General features: G+C 70.2%; 15 protein-coding genes and 2 pseudogenes. 8 read left to right on the plus strand and 9 right to left on the minus strand.

What is annotated here, in order from left to right; translation table 11 throughout:
• Positions 1-206 precede the first annotated feature (206 nt).
• The 3 genes from ADK36_RS41620 (at position 207) to ADK36_RS41630 (ending at position 1,820) form a co-directional block, all read left to right on the plus strand.
• The gene (locus tag ADK36_RS41620; protein WP_048586315.1) at positions 207-509 is read left to right on the plus strand and encodes a hypothetical protein; all 303 of its coding nucleotides are present in this window, start codon (positions 207-209) and stop codon (positions 507-509) included.
• A 64-nt stretch (positions 510-573) separates the two neighbouring features.
• Positions 574-894, plus strand: coding sequence for an ArsR/SmtB family transcription factor (locus tag ADK36_RS41625; protein WP_234330067.1), 321 nt, complete (start codon positions 574-576; stop codon positions 892-894).
• A 98-nt stretch (positions 895-992) separates the two neighbouring features.
• A complete protein-coding gene (locus tag ADK36_RS41630) occupies positions 993-1,820 on the plus strand; it encodes a class I SAM-dependent methyltransferase (protein ID WP_053201317.1) in 828 nt (275 codons plus the stop codon).
• Between the two features lie 479 nt (positions 1,821-2,299).
• Here the strand turns inward: ADK36_RS41630 and ADK36_RS41635 are convergent, their stop codons facing one another.
• From ADK36_RS41635 to ADK36_RS41645, 4 genes and pseudogenes are all read right to left on the minus strand, one after another.
• The gene (locus ADK36_RS41635) at positions 2,300-3,223 is read right to left on the minus strand and encodes a universal stress protein (protein ID WP_199830361.1); all 924 of its coding nucleotides are present in this window, start codon (positions 3,221-3,223) and stop codon (positions 2,300-2,302) included.
• Positions 3,224-3,527: 304 nt separating this feature from the next.
• Positions 3,528-3,731 (minus strand): annotated as a pseudogene (locus ADK36_RS51700) (phosphotransferase); the annotation flags it as partial.
• 337 nt (positions 3,732-4,068) lie between these two features.
• Positions 4,069-4,266 (minus strand): DUF397 domain-containing protein, encoded by a 198-nt coding sequence (locus tag ADK36_RS41640; RefSeq protein ID WP_053201319.1) that lies wholly within the window; start codon positions 4,264-4,266, stop codon positions 4,069-4,071.
• Positions 4,263-5,150, minus strand: coding sequence for a helix-turn-helix domain-containing protein (locus ADK36_RS41645; protein ID WP_053201321.1), 888 nt, complete (start codon positions 5,148-5,150; stop codon positions 4,263-4,265). The genes ADK36_RS41640 and ADK36_RS41645 overlap by 4 nt, the downstream gene beginning before the upstream one ends.
• 170 nt (positions 5,151-5,320) lie before the next feature.
• Here ADK36_RS41645 and ADK36_RS41650 point away from each other — a divergent pair, with 170 nt between their 5' ends.
• From ADK36_RS41650 to ADK36_RS41660, 3 genes are all read left to right on the plus strand, one after another.
• A complete protein-coding gene (locus ADK36_RS41650) occupies positions 5,321-5,860 on the plus strand; it encodes an ATP-binding protein (protein ID WP_078942837.1) in 540 nt (179 codons plus the stop codon).
• Positions 5,861-5,926: 66 nt separating this feature from the next.
• Positions 5,927-6,169: a type II toxin-antitoxin system VapB family antitoxin gene (locus tag ADK36_RS41655; protein WP_048586308.1), complete on the plus strand. Its 243-nt coding sequence runs from the start codon at positions 5,927-5,929 to the stop codon at positions 6,167-6,169.
• The gene (locus ADK36_RS41660; RefSeq protein WP_053201323.1) at positions 6,169-6,588 is read left to right on the plus strand and encodes a PIN domain nuclease; all 420 of its coding nucleotides are present in this window, start codon (positions 6,169-6,171) and stop codon (positions 6,586-6,588) included. Before ADK36_RS41655 ends, ADK36_RS41660 begins: the two co-directional genes overlap by 1 nt.
• A 69-nt stretch (positions 6,589-6,657) precedes the next feature.
• Here the strand turns inward: ADK36_RS41660 and ADK36_RS41665 are convergent, their stop codons facing one another.
• The 5 genes from ADK36_RS41665 to ADK36_RS41685 form a co-directional block, all read right to left on the minus strand.
• Positions 6,658-7,968 carry a hypothetical protein gene (locus ADK36_RS41665; RefSeq protein ID WP_053201326.1) on the minus strand — a complete coding sequence of 437 codons (1,311 nt, stop codon included), beginning with the start codon at positions 7,966-7,968 and terminating at the stop codon, positions 6,658-6,660.
• 45 nt (positions 7,969-8,013) lie between these two features.
• The gene (locus ADK36_RS41670) at positions 8,014-9,126 is read right to left on the minus strand and encodes an AAA family ATPase (protein WP_053201327.1); all 1,113 of its coding nucleotides are present in this window, start codon (positions 9,124-9,126) and stop codon (positions 8,014-8,016) included.
• 5 nt (positions 9,127-9,131) lie between these two features.
• Entirely contained in the window at positions 9,132-11,006 is a 1,875-nt protein-coding gene (gene drmB, locus ADK36_RS41675) for a DUF1998 domain-containing protein (protein ID WP_053201329.1), read from the minus strand.
• Positions 11,003-14,152: a helicase-related protein gene (locus ADK36_RS41680; RefSeq protein WP_053201331.1), complete on the minus strand. Its 3,150-nt coding sequence runs from the start codon at positions 14,150-14,152 to the stop codon at positions 11,003-11,005. Before ADK36_RS41680 ends, drmB begins: the two co-directional genes overlap by 4 nt.
• Positions 14,153-14,320: 168 nt before the next feature.
• Positions 14,321-15,916, minus strand: coding sequence for a sigma-70 family RNA polymerase sigma factor (locus tag ADK36_RS41685; RefSeq protein WP_234330068.1), 1,596 nt, complete (start codon positions 15,914-15,916; stop codon positions 14,321-14,323).
• 1,099 nt (positions 15,917-17,015) lie between these two features.
• Between ADK36_RS41685 and ADK36_RS51705 the strand changes: the two are divergent.
• Both ADK36_RS51705 and ADK36_RS41700 read left to right on the plus strand, forming a co-directional pair.
• A pseudogene (locus ADK36_RS51705) lies at positions 17,016-17,381 on the plus strand (AAA family ATPase); the annotation flags it as partial.
• Positions 17,382-17,743: 362 nt separating this feature from the next.
• Complete coding sequence (locus ADK36_RS41700) at positions 17,744-19,879, plus strand: UvrD-helicase domain-containing protein (RefSeq protein WP_053201334.1); 2,136 nt, start codon at positions 17,744-17,746, stop codon at positions 19,877-19,879.
• The last annotated feature ends 5 nt before the right edge of the window (positions 19,880-19,884 follow it).

Below are 19,884 nucleotides of genomic sequence, written 5' to 3' on the forward strand. Positions count from 1 at the left end.
GCGCGAGGCCCGGCTCCGTGGACGCCGGTGAGCCCGCCCGCGCCTGACGGCGGCTCAGTGGACGGCCGGGCCCAAGTGAGCCAACTACGTCCGGAGCGGGCGGACTTCGAGCCACACATGCGTGAATTGCCATATGTTAATGTGGCCACGCACGGCCGGCGGAGCACGAGCCGCAGGCGACCGGAGAGCACCACTAGGAGCACCACATGACCACCGCCACCGAACACCGCACCCACGAGGGCCACACGCACACCCACGGCGAGGGCTGCGGCCACGTCGCCATCCCGCACGGCGACCACACCGACTACGCGCACGACGGCCACCTCCACACGGCCCACGAGGGCCACGTCGACGAATGCGCGAGCACCGGCCACACCGCCCACGAGGGTCATGACCACCAGCACGGCGAGGGCTGCGGCCATGTAGCCGTGCCGCACGAGGACCACGTGGACTACGTGCACGACGGCCACCGTCACGCCGCGCACGACGGCCACTGGGACGACCACTGACCCGGATCCGCGTCCGGCAACCCAAGGCGGACCGGAAATCATTGTCACTTGCTAATGTATGCATGTGACAGCGCCCCCTCCCCCTTCGGCAGCCTCGGCGGACGACCCGATACGCGCCCTGGAGGCCGCCAGTGACCTGCTGAAGGCACTGGCCTCCCCCGTCCGCCTCGGCATCGTGCGCGAGCTGTCCGAGGGCGGAAAGTACGTCCACGAACTGGTCGCCGCCCTCGGAGTGAGCCAGCCGCTGGTCTCACAGCACCTGCGGGTCCTGCGCAACTCCCGCATCGTGACAACCCGCCGCCAGGCCCGCGAGATCCGGTACCACCTCACCGACGAACACATCGCCCACATCGTGCTGGACGCCATCCGGCACGCACAGGAGTAGTACGGGGCCGTCACGGCAGGACGGCCCCGCACTACTCCTGTTAATGGATCCCATTTTCATATAGCGTTCGTCGCACACAGAGGGCTGTGGAGGCGGTCATGACCGAGCGCGACGTACGCCTGGGCACGGTCCAGGAAACCCTGCTGATCCCGCTGTACGGCCGGGCGGTGGAGAACCGCAAGAAGGAAGCGGTCCTGCGCGACCCCGTCGCCGAGGAGCTCGTCGCGGCGATCGACTACGACTTCGCCCGCTTCGACGGCCTGCCGAGTCTGCTCGGCACCGTTCTGCGCACCAGCCTGTTCGATCGCTGGGTGGCCGACTTCCTCGCCGAGCATCCCACCGGAACCGTGATAGAGATCGGCACCGGCCTCAACACCCGCTACGAACGCACCGACAACGGCCAGGCCCGCTGGTTCGACCTCGACCTGCCCGACGTGATCGAACTGCGCCGCACCTTCTTCACCGACACCCCGCGCCGCACGATGATCGCCGCGTCGGTGACGGACGAGGCGTGGGCGGACACCGTCGCCGCGCACTCCGGCGGCCCATACCTTTTCGCCGCCGAAGCCGTCCTGCCCTACCTGCGGGAGACGGACGTGCGCAAGGTCATCGGCCTGCTCGGCGACCGCTTTCCCGGTTCACTGCTGGCCCTGGACACCTCCGGCCCCGGCCACTTCGACACCCAGGACCAGGACGACGCACTGGGCAAGGTCAGGGCCCGGATGCAGTGGGCCTGCGCCGATCCGGCACGGCTCGCCGAGTGGCGACCGGGGGTTGACGTACTGGCCTCCCACACGTTCAGCAGCCTTCCTTCCCGGATGTACGACGAACTTCCGACCGCCTACCAGGAGATGCTCAGCGGCCTCGCCGCCCAGCGGCTGCGTCGGGTCGAGGACTACCGCCTGAACCTCGTTCGGCTGCCCTGACACCACGCCTCCGCGCCGATGCGCATCGTCACCGCGGACCAGCACCGCTGAGCAGCGGATCCGAGAGCATCGTCCAGCCGTACCGCCCCACGGACGACTCCCGCTCCGGGGCCTCACCGTGCCTACGCCGCCGCCGGCCGTGCGGAGCACAACGTGTCGGGGGTGGCATTCGCCGTCTGAAGACGGCCACCCCTTCAGCCGGAGCCCGGCTGAAGGGTGACGGTGAGCAGGTCGGCGTCGAGTACGTCCAGGGGTGCGGTCTCGAGGTGGCCCGAGCCAGCCCGGCCACGTCGTCGGGAAACAACAGCTCAATGGACGCGCTCGCCGAACTCACTGCGCCGGCGTCACGGCGCACCCGTACATCGGCTCTCTCCGAAGTCGGCTGTCCGCCCCCTGTCGGCCGACCTGGATGCCGAGGGCTGTCTTCGGCACAGGAGGAGTGGCTCAGGCCCACCCTCTGACGCCGCAGCCAGCCGATGTCACTCCTGCTGCGGAACCACCGCCACCGGACACTCGGAGTGGTGCAACACCGCGTGGCCCACCAGGCCGAGCTGCGGACCGAGGTGGCCGCGACGCCGACGGGCCCCGATGACCAGAAGGTCGGCCGCCGACGACCGGACCACCAGCGCATGCCGCGCGGAACCCTCGACAAACGCACGGTGCACGATCACGCCGGAGTACTCCTCGGCAACGCCGTCCACCGCCTCGTCCAGCAGAGCCGAGGCGTGGTCCTCCTCGGCATGGGCGGGCTCACCGGTCAACAGCGGATGCGGCACAGTCCTGTGCGCCGGGCGACGCCAGGCCCGTACGGCCTCGACCTCGCACCCGCGCACCGCGCCCTCCCGGAGGGCATACCGGACCGCTGCCGGCGCTGTGGCACCGCCGACGCCCACGACGATGCGGCCGTTGGCGGCTTGTCTGTTCTCCGCCCGGCCGCGTACGACGACGACCGGACAGGGAGACCGGGCTGCGAGGGAGAGACTGACCGAGCCGAGCAGGAGTTCCTTGATCGGGCCCCTGCCTCGTACCCCGGTCACGACGGCATCGGCGAGGCGCGCCTCTCCCAACAGCGCCGACACGGGATCCTCCGGCACCACGCCGGTACTGATCTGCAGTGCCGGCGCGCGCTGCCGGGCACGCTGGGCCGCTCGCGCCACGACACTCTCGGCGAGGTCATGCTCGGTCACCACATCCGAGACAGCCCCAGGGGTGTCTGCCAGAGCCGCACTCTCGTACCGCTCCCACAGCGAGGCGTGGACGATCCGCAGCGGCAGACCGTGGCGGACCGCCTCGTCCACGGCCCAATCGACAGCGTGGAGGCCGGGCTCCGAGCCGTCGACACCCACGACCAAGGGCAGCACCACGATTCCCACCGCCTTCAGCGCGCCGGGATGCCCTCTCATTCTCCCTCCGCCCGGGCCGGCGCGGCTCGTACACCATCCGGCCGACGGCAGCCGAGAAGGGGGTGTGGTGGACACACATGTGCGTTTCGGCGCGGCGGAGTGGGCGCTTGCAACGCTCGGTGACTGCTTCACAGAAGTTGAGCCAGAACCCGAGTTTCGGCAGCACTTGGCGATCACCCGGCAGCCAGATGTTGATGAAAATTGACACCGCTGGGGTCAGATCAGATCGGCCCAGGGGGCCGGCGGAGCTGACGCGAAGAAGCACCATGTAGGGCACGTCCACCGAGGAACAGGTGTCATCGAACGTGATGACGTCCGGTGTGCGTACGCCGGCACGTCGTGCGGCGGGGATGACCGCGGCCTCCTTGACCATGTCGGGGAGGAACCGCTTCTTTCGCGGAACACGTAGCACCAGGTCGTCCCCGAGCAGGAAGGCTCGATTGGCAGCCCCCGAGAGAATGGGCCGTACCTGTTCCGCGGTGGTCCCGTGCCGGGCGGCGGCAGGCAGCGAAGGTCAAGGCGTTGCAGCAATCCCTCGGCCTGATACGTACGGCGATCAACGCCAAACGCTGGGCGCAGGCCCGTTACTCACTCAGCCGCGCCCGAGCCCTGGTCAACGCCCTGCCCGCCGACCAGACAGTCCAGGAACGCGAGCAACTCCCCCAGCTACGCAAGAAGTTCGAGGCACGCAACGCTCCGGCCGCCAAGAAGGCCACAAAAGCGAAGCCGACTTCCAGGACGCCTGCAGGCGCCAAGAAGTCGGCCACGAAACCCTCGGCACAGAAGGCAGCGCCGAAGCCGACACCCGACCTCGGCAACCGCCACATCAACCGTGCCGCACTCGGCTACGCAGAAAAGCCCGACACAAACCTCACGAACGGCGCCCAGCCCTCGCTGCCCACAGCGAAAGCCGGACGGGCAAGGTCCTTGGAGTCCCGTACATGAACAGCCTGGTCGGCGATCGCGATCTCCACACAGTCGTCACCCTGGCTGCCGCTGTAACTGGACTTGAACCAGGCGAGTTCCGTCGTACCGCTGCTCATAGCTCTCCTCGCAGTCGCTCCAGCAAGGCCCGGGTTTCCTTGGGGCTCAGGGCCTGCGAGCGCAGTGTGTCATAGCGCTGGCAGAGCAGGCTCACCTCTTTCCGGTCGGAGATCAACCGTCCGTTCTCCTGCCCTTCCGAGTACCCGAGCCGCTGCCCCGCCGGAGTCTCCAAGATCCGCACCGGCCCATCCAGACACGCATGCAACCCCGCATCCAGCGGCACCACCTGAAGCGTCACATTGCGCGGAGCGCTGCGCTCCAGCACATGGTCGAGCAGCTCACGCATCGCCTCCGCGTCCCCGAACCGCCGCCGGAACACGTGCTCCTCGACGATGAAGCTGAACGGCACCGTAGGCCGCTCCCGCATCATCTTCTGCCGTTCCATCCGAGCCGTGAGCTGCGCCTCCAGCTCCGCATCCGTCCGCAGCGGGATCGTGCCCTCGAACACCGCCCGCGCATACGCCTCCGACTGCAACAACCCCGGCACCAACCGGCACTCATACGTACACAGACTCACCGCCTCCCGCTCCAGCCGGGCCCACCGCCGGAACCACGCCGCGAGCCCCGCCTCACCCCGGGTGAGGTGACGGGCCGATTTCCGGAGCGCGCCGGTGTTGCCGGTGGCCTCCTCCGCGCGCTCCACGAACGCCTCGTCCGGCATGCGACGCCCCAACTCCACGGACTCCACGGTGTGTTTGGAGAACCGCACCCACGTGCCGAGTTCCTCGCGGCTGAGCCCCGCGTGCTCGCGCAGCGCTTGAAGGACGGCGCCGAACGTGCGCAGACTGTCCGACGGGTGAGGTTCCCGCTCCCACTCCCCCGTCGGGACCGCCCGGGCCGTCCCGACGCCCCCGGCCGCCGCGTCCCCCTCGACGTTGCCCATCCGCTGCCCCTCTCTCCGCACGGCACCACAACAGTGCCTCACAGCCCCGCACTTGCCACTCAGCGTGACGAATCATGCAGCGTACTGTCCACCCTTTGTGTCCGTACGCTGACTCCGCGTACGGGGTGCCGCGCTCCCTCTCACCCGCCCCCAACGGCCACGCTGGCGCCATGAACCACGCCACTCCCCAACTCGGCGCCCCCACCCGCACCTTCACGCAGCTTTTGTCGTCCACCCGGCGGGGCGCCCGGCTCGCCCGACTGCTCGCCGTGACCGAACTGCGGTCCTGGAACACCCCGCAGGACCTCACGGAGCGTGCCGAACTCGTCGTATCGGAACTTGCCACGAACGCCGTGCTCCACGGCCGCGTACCCGGTCGCAGCTTTCGCCTGACCCTCGCGTTCGACGCCTCGCCCGGTCTCCTCCGCATCGACGTCACTGACGCGCGTGGAGACCGGTGGCCGCAGGCCCGTCCCGTGAGCGCCGTATCAGACGCCTCGCTCCACACCAGCGGGCGCGGCCTCGCGCTCGTCGCGGCGGCCGCCGACCGCTGGGAGACCCTCCCCTTTCCGCCCAGCGGCAAGACCGTCCGGGCGGCGCTCTCAGCACCGTGGGGGGCAACGGCCCTCACCCACGGAGAATGCACGCGCGCCACGCCTCCACGAACGCCGCAGCCGCCCCTCCGCGACAGGAACACCCGCCTCAAATGATATCTCTCAAAGCTAAGGAATGGTATCGTTTCACTGACGTAAATCGTCTCCGAAGGGATCGCGCACATGGCCAGAACCGTTATCGACCTCGACGAGGACATGGTCGCCGAAGCCATGCGCATCTTCGGGACCAAAACGAAGGCCAAGGCCGTCCGCCTCGCCATGGAAGACGCCGTCAAGAGGCACCTGCGACAGGAGGGCTTCGACGCCATGGACGCCGGCGAACTCGACTTCAGCGAGATCGTCGAGAACACCGGCCCCCGTAACGCGGACGGCTCCCTCAAGCGCGGGGGAGGCCAAGCCGCCTGATGCAGGACCGCTATCTGATCGACAAGTCCGCCCTCGCCCGCTGGACGAAGCCGAGCGTCAAGGAGGTGCTCAAGCCTCTGCATGAGCACTACCTGCTCGCCGTATGCCGCCCCACCGAGTTCGAGATGATCCACTCGGCACGGGACAGTTCGGAAGCGACACGTATCAGCACCTGGCTCCACGCCTTCGACTTCCTCGGAACCGACGACGACGCCTTCAGCCGCGCCCTTGAGATCCAGCGCCATGCCCTCAACGCGGGCTTCCACCGCGCCCTGTCCCTACCCGACCTGCTGATCGCCGCCACAGCCGAACTGAACCAGCGAACGGTCCTCCACTACGACGGGGACTTCGACATGATCGCCTCCCTCACCGGCCAGCCCACCGAGTGGGTCGTCCCACCCGGCAGCGCCGACCGGTGAGCGTGCGGCCTCAAGTCACCTGTGCAATCCCGCACCGCTCAGCAAGTGAGAGCGCGAGCGCGTCAACGCCTACACGGGCAGCGCGGGGAACACGGTCACGGAGCCGTCCTTGCCCCGGGCGATCTCGATCGCCACGTCCATCGGGCGACCACTGACCGAGACGCCGGCACCCAGCTGGTGAATACGGTATGCCGCGCTCATGAGGCGATCGACCTCACCGGTCGTGAAGACGGGTCGCAGACCGTTCGGGCGTGCCAGTTCCAGGGCCGACAGGCGTACCAGGACAGCGGCGATGCCCGACTCCAGTTCATCGAGGCGCTGTTGATCGCGCTTGAGTGCGCGGGTGAAGTTCTCGAAGGGGTTACCGGGTTCGCTCTGGGCGTGCTCGACGGCCTGGAGGGCGACGACCCGCCGCTTCAGCGCGACAGCCAGGGAAGCGAGTTCGAGGTGGGCGCGGAACGTGCCGCCGTGGTCGTCGACGCCGGGGAACGACTTGGTCAACGTGCCGAGTTCGACGGCCTCGCCCTCGGGCAGTCCGTCGAGCGCGCTCTGCCATCGGGCAAGGCGGCGGTCGGCTTTGCCGAGCGCCGTGTTGATGGCATGCACCGCCGAGTCGAGTCCCAGCGAGACACCGAGCTTGCCCTGGTCGAGCAGAATCGCGGTGGCTTTGTCGATGGCGTCGCGGCAGCCGTCGAGTTCGCTGTGCTCGTCGTCGAGCTTCTCCTCCTGAAGCTGCTCCAGCAGTTGTGTGATGTGTTCGATGGCCTGCTGGCGCTTGCGGTCGGCGTGCGCGCTCACGCCCACCGCCACGGCCATGAGCACGAGTGGAGCGGCCACGGTGAGCGCCGTGCCGCCGGCGGCCGCGGCACCGGCGGTCGCGCCGGCCCCGCCGGCCGTGCCAGCCGCTGCCGCTCCTCCGACCGGCACGAACCTCGCTTTGGAGGCGATCCTGCCCGTCGAGCTCACGAGCTCACCGTAGATACCACCGGCCGCCCCCTTCGGCACCATCGGGCGGACGAGGCCCTGTCCGAACTGGGCGGCGACCTTCGCCGGAACCACCATGCGATACAGATTCTCGCCGGAAGCGGTCGCTCTGGCCGTCGTGAGGGAAGTGCGCGTCGACTGCGTGATGAACTGCGACAGGTGCTGCGCCAAGGGGCTCGCGGCGTCGAGCGGGATGCCACGGCCGCGGTCGATCTTGTCGGGCAGCGGATGCGCCTCCAGCGTGACGATCGGCTGGTCGGCCAGGACGGCCAGCACTCCGCGCAGTTCAGCCAGGCGCTCAGCGGTCATCGACTCGCCCGCGGTCACCCCTGACACCCGGACGTCAGCGGTCGCCAGCGTCCACACGGGCACGGTCGTCTTGCGGTCGTCAGTCATCGTCTCCCCTTGTGATTTGCAGCGTGCTCGTGGCCTCGGTCGCCCTCACCGCAGGTGCACCCGCCCGTCCAGCCCCTCCAGGTGCCGCGGCATCCGATTGCCCTGCCAGTTCAGCACCAGCCGCTCCCGGGCGCGGGTGATCATGACGTAATACGCCATGCGCAGGGCTGCCGACGTGGGGTCGGCGGCGGAGTCTGACTCCGCGTCGGCGATGACGACCGTGTCGAAGTCGAGGCCCTTGGCGCTGGCGCGGTGGACGAGGACGACGCCTGGGCGGGCGAGGTCGAGGTCGCGATAGCGGCCGGAGGAGGCCGCCGAGCTGTAGAGCTGGGGCTCCTGGGCCAGGCCCGCGCGCTCCAGGCGGCGCATCAGGTCGGCGGCCGTACGCGCGGAGTTGACGATGACGCCGATGCGGTCCCGTGGGTGCCGGGCCGCCAGGGCGGCGATGTCGTCGGCGAGGTCCTTGGTGCCGGAACAGTGGCGGACCACGGGCAGCGTCCCGCTGCGGAAGGGGATGTCGGGTCGGGTGCCGCCCGTGCGGAAGTGCTCGGCGAGGGAGGCGATCTCGCGGCTGTTGCGGTGGTTCCCACCGATCTCGACACGGCGGGTGGAGCGGCCGAGGGCGTCGGTGATCTCGGTGAGGGTGGAGTTCGTCTCGGTGAGGCGCTGGCACTCGTCGGCGAGGACCGTGACGGAGGCGGCGGCGATACGGGCCACCCGGTAGAAGCCGGGCGACAGGTCCTGGCCCTCGTCGACGACGAGGTGGGGCGTGGTCGCGTCGTCCTCGCCGAGCGTCTCGGCGGCCTGGCCGGTGAGGGCCGTCCAGTCGAACCAGCCGTCCTGGGTGCGCGGTGCGCCGTATCCGAAGTGGCGCAGAACCCAGCCGTGGACGGTGGCGGCCTCGACGGGGGCACCGGGGACCGTGAGGCCCTGGAGGGTGTCCCGCAGGAGCTGGCGCAGGAGGTTGGAGCGGGTCAGGAGCAGGGTGGGTCTGCCGGTGAGGGAGAGGTGGACGGCGCGGTGCGCGGCGAGCAGGCTTTTGCCGCTGCCGGGCGGGCCGCTGACGACGTGGTTGCCGGTCAGCGGTAGGGCGTCCAGGCAGTCGCGCTGGTCGGGCGTGAGGTCCGGGTGGAGGACGGGGGCGTTCGCGGTGGTCATGGGCGTCATCCCAGGGCCGTGGCGGCCGCGTACTCGCGGCTCGCGGTGAGGACGTCGGTGAAGTAGCCGGGGACGCGGGCGGAGCCGACGACCAGCGCGCGGTCGAGGAGGGTGTTGCCGGTCTGGCAGCTCGTCTCGGGCAGCAGGGTGCAGGCGTGGCAGGCGGCCCGGTTGAGGTTGCCGAAGCCCTGGCCGGTGTGCTCGGCACACAGCGGGTCGGCCGAGCACCAGGCGGCGGCTTCCAGCATGCGGATCAGTGTCTCGGCGAAGTGCGGTGCCTCGCCCTGCCGGACCAGACCGCCGAGGGTGCCTTCCGCGTCACCGGCGGCCGTGTAGACCAGCAGTCCGCGCTGGCCGTACTCGGGGCGGCCGTACACGCGCTCGCGCAGGCTTGCGGTGGTGTAGCCGGAGTCGAAGGAGAGCTGGCGGATGAGGAGATGGGCGAGGGTGTGCAGGAGCAGGAAGCGGGGGGAGAGGTCGCTGCCGACCGTTTCGGCCAGTTGCTCGTCGCGGAACGACGCGTCCAGGTCCGTACGGACGCCGTGGACGTGGGCCTGGACGCGGGGGTCGCGTTCCCAGGCGATGAGGCGCTGCTCGTCGAGGGTGAGGACGATGCCCTCGCCGTAGACCTCGGTCGCGGGCAGCCAGCGCAGGCGGCCGCTGGTGTCGGCGCGTACGAGGGTGCCGTGCGGGGAGTGGCGGCGGAACCCGGTCAGGGCCCGTACCTCGCGCAGGCGGTCGGCGAGGACGACGCCGTCGATGTGCGCGTCCAGGGTGGCCCAGGGCTCCTCGCTCTCGCCGTCGAGGCCGAGGCCGCCGCGGCGGATCGCGAACTCCTTTGTGGGCTCCGGGAGTTCGACGGCGTCGAAGGCATACCACTCATCGCGGCTCAGGTCGGGCTTCACCGGCTCCGGCCGCGCGGCGGGCAGGGGCGCGGGTGCGCCCATGGCCTCCGCGAGGAGCTGGTCGATGAGGCTGTCGGGGGCGTCGGTGTCCTCCTTGATCATGTCGCGGAAGACGTCGGCCCTGGGCGTGCCGTGTACGTCGATCAGGTTCGTCCAGTAGCCGTGGTTTCGGACCGTCTCCGCCAAGTCCTGTTCGGCCCGGGGTGGTTCGGCGGTCTGGGGGATGTCCAGGGCCGAGTAGACCGACGGGTAGTAGACGTTGCCGGCGGTGCGCTGCACAATGTGGACCTGCTGGCCGCAGGTGGCGTTGTCGATCCGGCGCTGCCAGGGGTTGCGGCCGGAGCAGTGGCCGCCCTGGGGGCCGAGGATGTCGAGCAGGTCCCGCTCGGCGCCGCACGGCTTGCCGCCCTCCCCCGTCGCTCCGCAACGCACCGAGAGCGCTTCGAGTCCGGACGCGCGGTCGGCGACCCGGAAGCTGAGCCGACGTGCCTTCCATGTCTGCTTCGACTCGGAGCAGGCGGCCCGTCGTTCGGGGGTGACGGTGGAGTGGGCCCAGTACCACCAGTCGACGTCGTCGAGGTGGCCGTCCGCGCAGATACGGACGAACCGCATGGGGGTCAGGCGGGGTGCGGCGGCGCAGGATGTGCAGACGGGCGGCTCGCCCGGCTTCTCGTGCTCGCGCAGGAAGCGGACCATGACCCGGCAGGCCCCGCAGAACAGCCAGCCGGGGAAGCGTACGTAGGGGACGCCGGGGCGGTCGGGCTGGTCGTAGCGGTCGTTGAGGGTGTGCGGGGCGGCGTAGAAGCCGGTGACACCCAGGCGGTCGGCGAGCCGCTGGGACGGGACGGAGGTCTTGAGCTGCGGCCAGTTCTCGATGCCGACGGCGACGAAGGACTCGCCCTGCACGTCGAGTACGGCGCCGACGCCGAAGGGCAGCACGGTCTGCGCCTGGCGGACCCGGAGTTTGCGCGTCACTTTCCTGCTCCCGTCACGGTGATCTGGCACTCTCGGTCGACGCTGCGCATGGAGTTGAGGGTCTCCCACAGGCCGTAGCGCTGCTCGAAGCTCTTGAGCAGGTTGTGCTGCCCCTTGCCCTGGCTGCGGTAGTAGAGGCTCTTGCCCTCGGCCTCCGCCGCCTCGGTCTGCCGGTACCAGTCGTCCAGGAGGTAGCCGAGTTCCGCGCGGACGTCGGCGCGTACGGCGTCGGCGTCGGCTCCCGTGGCGTCGCGCTCGGCGACCGCGGCGCGCTCGGCGAGGGCGTCGGCGATCCGCTCGGCCTCGTCCTTGCGGCGGGTGAGCAGTCCGGCCTGGTTCTCCGCGGCCAGGCCGAGCCGGTGGCGGACGAGGATGACGAGCACGGCGTGCAGGGCGCGGCGGCGGGCGGGCAGGGACCAGGGGGTGATGCTGGCGGGCTCGACGTACCGGTAGAGGGCCCGGTGGTAGTCGATGAAGGTCTCGTAGTGCGAACGGTCGCGCGGGCGGGTGGCGTTGAAGTAGGTGACGACCAGTCCGGGCACCTGGTGGCGGCCGACGCGGCTGGTGGCCTGGATGTACTCGGCGGTGGTCTTGGGCTGGCCCTGCATGAGCAGGTACGCGAGCCGCTTCACGTCGACGCCGACGGAGAGCATGTTGGTGCACGGCAGGAACGAGACCGACCGGGGATCCGTCCACGGCCTTTCGAGGCGGTCGAGGAGGATGGGCTGGTCGGCGCGCGGCACGCTGCTGTCGAGTTGCTGCACGTGCTCGCCGTCCAGCGCGCGTACGTCCGCGCCCTCGTCGAGCGACCGGAGCTGGGCGGGGATGTCGTCGCCGGCCGCGGTCACGGTCCGGCCCAGCTCGCGCAGGCTGTGGTGGTAGGCGACGAGGGTCCAGTAGTCGTCGCGGTGCTCCTCGGGAAGCTGGTGGACGCCCTGGAGCATGGCCGCGGTGGTGGCGACGGCGCCGCGGCCCGCGGTGTGGCCCTGGGCCATGACGCCGAGGTAGAGGCGGCCGGGTCGGCCGGTGTCGGGGACGGCGAAGAAGCTGTCGCGGGCGTCGAGTCCGGACGGCGGGAAGAGCTGGACGTCCTGGTGGTGCAGGGCGCGCACCTGCTCCGCGGAGCGCCGGATGGTGGCCGTGGCGGCGACGATCTTGGGCGGTCGGCCGGCCGCGTCGGTGCACAGCTCCAGGACGGCCGCTTCGTAGAGGCCGACGGTGGTGCCGAGCGGCCCGGTGAGCAGGTGCAGCTCGTCCTGGATGATCAGCGACGGAGGCGGGTTGCCGGTGCCGGCGCCGAAGAGACGGCCGGAGTCGGGCTCCCAGGCGAGCCGTGCGAACTTGTCGACGGTGCCGAGGACGAAGGTGGGCGGGTTCCGGTAGAGATGCTGGTCGACGACGGCGACGGGCAGGACGTCGTGGAAGGCGCACTCGTCACGGGGGCAGTTGAAGGCGAAGTCGTCCGGTTCGGCGCGCACGCCGTAGTCGGAGCGGACGGCGGAGCGGCTCTGCGGCAGGATGCGGGTGCCGCACCACGGGCAGCGGTCGAGGATGAAGACGTCCGTGGGGTGGCTGGCCTCGCGCTGCTCGTCGAAGGTGGTCTTGGCCGACTCGAAGCTGTTGGGGGTGGTGCTTTCGCCGACCCACAGTCCGATGGTGATCGGCCTGTCCCCGAGACCGAGTCCGGGTTCGGTGCGGCGCAGGTGTTCCAGGGCGCAGATCGTGGTGGCGGCGCGCTGGAACTGCTGGGTGGTGAGCAGGCTGAGGGTGTAGCGGCTGAGCACGGCGGTTCCGTCGCCCTCGCCTCGGATCCGGCGCAGGGCGATGGTGAAGGCGGCCAGGAGCAGATAGGCCTCGGTCTTGCCACCGCCGGTGGGGAACCAGATCAGGTCGGTGGTCTCGCGGTCGCGGTGATCGGCGTCGGCGACGCCGTCGAGGGCGAGGAGGAAGAAAGCCAGCTGGAAGGGGCGCCAGGCGGCCTTGGGGTCGACGGGCGGCTCCATGGCCACGGGGTCCGAGCGGTGGCGCCGCTGACCGGCCTGGTCGGAGGCGGAGTGCCGCATCTGGAGCAGCATGGCGCGCTGGGCGATACGGAAGGCGGCGAGAAGTTCGGGGCGGGCCGGATCGCACAGGGTGCGCACGCCCGCTTCGATCCGGGTGACCGCCTGGCGGACGCGGCCGAGGATCCGCTCCGCGGCCTCCCGCCCCCAGGGCGGCACCTCGACGGATCGCTGGCCCACGTACCAGGCGTGGTACGCGGCGGCGAACTCGGCCAGCTCCTCACTGAGTTGATCAGCGCCGACAGCCGGGTCGGCGAGGTGGGAGACGGTGAGCACGGGGGCGTCGAGCGGGCCGCCGGCCCGGGTGGCGGGCACCTCGGCGCGCGGCAGGGCCTCGCAGGCGAGGAGTGCGACGCCGCCGTCCTCGCCCGGGTCCTCCCGGACGGCACAGCCGTGGCCGACGGCATGGGTGACCACATGCCGGTACTGGAGGCGCAGTTCGCGTTCCTCGGGATCGCGACTGGCGAGCCTTACGCTGGGATACGGCAGCACGGCGCCGTCGGTGGGGCGTACCGTGAGCCGGCACTGGAACAGCATGTCGTCCCAGCTCGGCGCCTTGCCGTCGGAGCCGTCGTGGCGGGCGGTGTTGACGAGGGCGACGGTGATCAGCGTGCCGTCGCCGTAGGAGCGGCGGGTCAGCTGGATCTTCGCGCGGCCGTCGAGGACGGGCACTTCCGTCCGGTCAGGGCCGACCGTGTGTGTCTCCGGCGTGAAGGGGTGGCGCTGCCAGCGCCGCCCACGGCCGGGTTCATTGCGCTGGGTCTCGTAGCGGGCGGCTGCGCAGCTCACCTCGACGTGGGTGGCGTCGGTGTAGAAGCTGAGGCCGAGGGACGCGGGCAGCCAGCTGTTGGTCTCGGGCACCGGGTCGGGAGCCGGGTCCACGTCGGGGGCGTCCTCCTCGGTGCCGGGTGCCTCGGGGTCGTCGGCCGCGAGGGCGAGCTGCCGCTGGAGATCGGCCTGTTGGGGGTAGAGCGTGCCCATGAGGTACTGCCGGTCGGGCGGTGCGTCGAGCACCTCGTCGTCACCGCCGGCGGGACCGACGAGCTGGCGGGTGAGGTAGTCGACCAGCTCCTGGCGGGGGTCCATGTGCGGGTTCCTTCGGATGAGAGTGAGGGGAGAGCGGAGAGGAGAGAGGAGAGAGTGGTGACGGGCGGCGGTGGTGTATGCGCCGGTTGCGGCGCGTATGCGCGGGTTCGGCGGTGTACACACCGGTCGCGGCGGTGTACGCGCGGGTTCGGCGGTGTACGCGCGGGTTCAGGGGGGCGGCGCCACCAGGCCGTGGCGGGCCGCGTGACCGTAGAACTTCGCCTTGGCCTTCGATTCGATCTGGCGGATGCGCTCGCGGGTGACTCCGAAGACGACGCCGATCTCCTCCAACGTGTCCGGCTCGTCACCGTCGAGTCCGGTGCGCCGGACGAGCACGTGCCGCTCGCGCTCGGAGAGCTCCTCCAGGACGAGGCGCAGCCGCGCCATCAACTCCTTACGAATCACCACGACGTCAGGGCCGGGCAGTTGGCTCGGCCCGATGATCAGGTCACCGAGCGCGGCGTCGTCGCCGATGATCCGGTCCAGGGAGTCGGTGGGCCGGCTGATCCGGCGCACCTCCTCCACTTCGGCGAAGGTGAGTCCGCTGACGTACGCCACGTTGTCGACGGTCCTGGGGCGGCCTTCGTTCAGGAGCTTGCGCTCGGCGACGGCAACCTTGCTGACTTTTTCGTGAACGTACGCGGGCAGTCGGATCAGGGTGCCTTCGTCGGCGATGGCCCTAGTGACGGCCTGCTTGATCCACCAGGTCGCGTACGTCGAGAACTTGAAGCCCTTGGTGGCGTCGAACCTACGGACCGCACGCAGGAGTCCGATGGTTCCGTGCTGGACGAGATCGTCGGCGTCCAGTCCGCGTCCCTGGTAGCCGAGCGCGATCTTCCAGACGAGCCGCTGGTTGTGCAGGACGAGGCATTCGTAAGCGCGCCACCGCTCGCCGTCACGAGGCAGGGCTGCGATCTCCTCTACCGGAACATCGCGGCCGAGGCGGTCGGTACGGCCGAGGCGGTCTTCACCGCCGCGCAGGAGCACGGCGAGGCCGACTTCCTCTTCCGCCTTGAGCAGCACCTTGGCGGTACCGCGCCGCCATCGGTCCGCCTCCAGCACCGCCCTGGCCGCGAGCACGGCGTCGGCCAGTCGCGGGGCCGTGGCGGAATCGGCGGAGCGGACGGGCTTGCCGCCGGCCGGTACCTTCGCGGGTGCGGCGCTCGGCGTCGCGGTGGATGCGGGTGCCGCGCGCCGCGTCTGACCGGCCGTCACCGCCTGGCCAGACCTGACGGCACTGACGGACCTGGCGGGACTGACGGGCGGGCGGGGTCGGGTGATCGGGAAGTCGGCGGTCAGCTCACGCGCTTCGGCGGGACTGAGCCCGTGCAGCCGTACGACGCCGTCGTGGGCGAGCTTGCCGACGCTGCCGCCCACGTCGGCGTAGCGGGCCAGCATCCGCCGGGCCTGGGCCATGCGGACGGCCGCTGCGGAAGGGACGGCGGGCGATACCGGGGGCGCTGTCGCGGAAGGGACGGCGGACGATACCGGAGCCGCTGTCGCGGAAAGGGCGGCGGGCGGTACCGGGGAGGACGCCTTCACCGACGGGACCGCGGCCCGGCGCGAGGCCTTCACATGGATGCCGACCGTAGCGAGCCCCTTCCTGAGCCTCGCTCGCTGCTCGTCGGTCCTGAGCCCGAGCCGTTCCGCTTCCGCCGCGAAAGCCCGCTGACTGACCAAGCCCGCACGCGAGGCGCAGCCTTTCAGTCTCTTGATGACGGACGGCAACTCCGCCTCGATCATGCGCCGTTCGACCTCGGCCACCGGCTCCCCCTCATGCCCCCCGCCCCAGCAAGCCTGCCGGAGATATCCACACTTTAAGACCGGAGTAGTCACATCCTCAACATATTCTGTGCATGCGTTTACTTGTACTCCGAGTAACTTGACAGTGTCAACAGGTAAAGTGGCGGTGTTCGCGAAGGCCCCGCCCCACCCGGAAGGTCACTCATGCCCCAGCCCGAACGCCTCCCCGGCACACCCGAGTTCCGCATCAAGCTCCCCAAGGACGGCGGTGAGGCGCGCGGGTATCTGCTCGCCGTGCAACTCCTCCTCGGCCGCCGCCGCGCTCGTGTACGGCTACGACGCGTCCGGGCCGGAGTCCTGGCGAACCTCCGAGGGCCACCCGCTCGCCGACTATCTGTCCACCGGCTGGCGGGCCCCGCGCAAGGCGTGGCTGGTGCGCGGTTCCAATGTCTCCGGGCACAACCTGGTGCGGCAGTTATGGCTGAAGGAGGGGTTCGTCTCGCTCGCGGCCGCGCACCTGCCGCCCTTGGAGGAGACCGATCCGACGAAGAGCACGCTGCGCCGCTTCATCGAGGACGGGTACGAGGGGGCGGCCTCGTACAACCAGAAGCGGGGTCTCGTCGACGAACTGCACGCCTTCCTGACGCAGATGCGCATCGGCGACACCGTGGCCACCATCGGCGACGGCCGGCTGCACATCGGGCGGATCACCGGGGACGCCGTACAGACCTCGTCGCCGGGCGGGCTGTCCAACCTGCGCAGGACCATCACCTGGTTCACGAAGAGCCACGCGTACGAGGAGCTGCCGGAGGAAGTCCAGCAGAGACTGTCCGTCCAGCACGACGTCGTCGACCTGACCGGTGTCCTGGACGCCCTGGACGCGCTCATCGGGCTTGCGGACGGTACGGATCCGGCAGCAGGCGGCGGCGAAAGCGGCGAACACCCCGCCGCCGAACGGCTGGCGCCTCGGGAGCTCACGCTGCCGGACATCACCGAGGCATTCACCGCCGAACTCCTCGTACACGACCGCGCCTGGCTGGACGAGATGCGTGAACTCCTCCTCGACGAGCGGCAGTTGGTGCTCTACGGCCCACCGGGCACTGGGAAGACCTACCTGGCGATGAAGCTGGCCGAGTACTTCGGCGGCGGTCCGGAGCAGGTGAAGATCGTGCAGTTCCACCCGTCGTACGCCTACGAGGACTTCTTCGAGGGGTTCCGGCCCGTGGAGGATCCCGAGACGCGCGAGGTGGCCTTCCGGCTCACGGCGGGACCGTTGCGGGAACTCGCCGACCTCGCCTCCCGCGAGGACAACCGACACATTCCGCACTTCCTGATCATCGACGAGATCAACCGGGCCAACCTGGCGAAGGTCTTCGGTGAGCTGTACTTCCTCCTGGAGTACCGGACGCGGTCGGTCCGGCTCACCTACTCCGGGGACGACTTCGCGCTGCCGCCCAACCTGTTCGTGATCGGCACGATGAACACCGCCGACCGGTCGATCGCCCTGGTCGACGCGGCGATGCGGCGCCGATTCGCTACAAGGTCGAGAAGGCCGACGGACTCCTCAACGCCGATCTGTACCAGGCGCTGGCCTACGCCACCGTGCTCGGTCTGCGCGAGGCGCACCTGGTGTACGCGGCCGGACGCCGACCTGAGCGATTCCACGAGGTGCGCGGAACGCAGGCGGGGCCGGACGGCCGGGGAGTGCGGCTCTACCAGCACAGCCTCGATCTGTCCCGGGAACCGGAGCAACTCCTGTCGGCTCTCCGGGACATCGCCGGACGGCTGGCCACGGCCGCCCCGGATCCCCGATCATGAAACACCGTTCGGCAGAAAGGAACAGACCTCATGCCCCGGCTCGCCTTCGCCCAGAGCTTCTGGGACGGTTACGACACCCTGGAGAAGCCGGTCCGAGCCGGAGTGCGCAAGGCCATGGCGAAATTCCAGGCCATGCGCGTCGCCGAACTCAACGCGGACAAGGGACTGCACCTGGAGTCCGTCGAGAACGCCCGTGACCCGCGGATGCGCACCATTCGCATCACCGACTTCTGGCGCGGCGTCGTCCTCGCCCCCGACGACGGCAGCGATGTGTTCCTGCTGGTCAACGTCCTTCCGCACGACGACGCCTACACATGGGCGGCGAAGCGTCTGTACAGCGCCAACTCCGCGACCCGGGCCCTGGAGGTACGCAACGCCGTCGCCCTGGACGAGCTGACACCGCTGTACGAGACGGCCGCGCGCACGGCTCCGCGGCTGCTGTTCGCGGACGTCTCCGACGGCACGCTGCGCGAACTCGGCATCGACGACCAAGTGCTGCGCGCCGCACGTTCGTTGGTGGACAAGGCGCAACTGGAGGCGTTCGCCACGCTCCTGCCGGAGGATCAGCTGGAGGTGCTGCAGTACGTCGCCGAGGGCTTCAGCCCGGAGGAGGTCTACCGGGACGTCGTCGCCGTCCGCCGGCCCGCCGACGCGCCCGCCGAGCCGGTCGAGGACCTGGCCACGGTGATCGCCAACACTCCCGCGCGCATCCGACTGGTCACCGGGCCGCAGGAGTTGGAGGAGATCCTGGAGAAGCCCTTCGACGCCTGGCGGGTCTTCCTCCACCCCTCCCAGCGGCGCGTCGCCTACCGCGCCTCATACGGGGGTCCCGTCCAGGTCACCGGCGGTCCCGGGACGGGCAAGACAGTGGCGGCCCTGCACCGGGTCAAGCACCTGCTCGGCCGCTCCGAGGACGGCCGGATCCTGCTCACCACCTACACGAACGCGCTCGCCGCCGGACTGCGGGACATGCTCGGCCTCCTCCTCGACGAGGACGAGAAGCTGCTGGCACGGGTCGACGTGACGACGGTCGACGCCTGTGCGAACGGCATCGTGCGCGCGAAGTCGGGGGCCGCGCCCAAGCCGATCGGGGACCGGGAACAGCGGCAGGTGTGGGAGAAGGTGGTCAAGCAGCTCGGTCTGCCGTTCACCGACCGGTTCCTGGCGCAGGAGTACCGGCACGTCGTACTCGGCCAGAACCTCCGCGATCTCGACGCCTACCTCGGCGCGAGCCGCCGTGGCCGGGGCACCGGTCTCGGTCCCACGCGCCGCCGGGAGGTGTGGAGCGGTGTGGAGCGGTTCGAACAGTTCCTGCGCGACCGCGGCGAGACGACTCACCTGCGCGTGTGCGCCCGCGCGGCGGAACTGCTCGCCGGGGAGCCGGCTCCGTACGCCCATGTCGTCGTCGACGAGGCACAGGACCTGCACCCCGCGCAGTGGCGTGTGCTGCGCGCCGTCGTCGCCCCCGGCCCCGACGACCTGTTCGTCACCGGCGACCCGCATCAGCGGATCTACGACTCCCGTGTGTCGCTCGGCTCCCTGGGCATCACCACGGTCGGCCGCAGCTTCCGGTTGCGCGTCAACTACCGCTCCACCGAGGAGATTCTCGCCTGGTCGGCGCGGCTGCTGACGCCGGTCACCGTCGACGCGCTGGAGGGTGAGGGGACGGACTCGCTGGCCGGATACCGCTCCCTGCTGCACGGGCGCCGCCCCCAGGCGCAGGGGTATGCGACCCGGCAGGAGGAGACCGACGCGCTGGTGGAGCGGGTCCGGGTGCTGCTCGCCGAAGGTCTGGCGCCGCACGAGATCGGCGTGTGCGCCCGCTTCAACCTCTCCCTGGACGCGGCCGAGGAGAAACTGAAGGCCGTCGGCATCCCGGTGCTACGGGTCAGAGGGCAGGTCCCGCAGGGAGCCGAGGGGGTACGGCTGGCGACGATGCACGCGATGAAGGGGCTGGAGTTCCGAGCGGTGTCCGTCCTCGGTGTCGCCGACGGCACCGTCCCGTTCACCCGGGAGATCACGCCGCGCGAGGCGGACCCGTTGCAGCACGACGCCGACCTGCTCAGGGAGCGGTGCCTGCTCTTCGTCGCCTGCACGCGTGCTCGTGAGGCGCTGAGCGTGACGTGGAGCGGAACCGCGAGCCCGTTTCTGCCGGGCGCTGCCTGAGCGTC

It is taken from the genome of Streptomyces viridochromogenes, assembly GCF_001270495.1.
Classification (GTDB): Bacteria; Actinomycetota; Actinomycetes; order Streptomycetales; family Streptomycetaceae; genus Streptomyces; species Streptomyces viridochromogenes_A.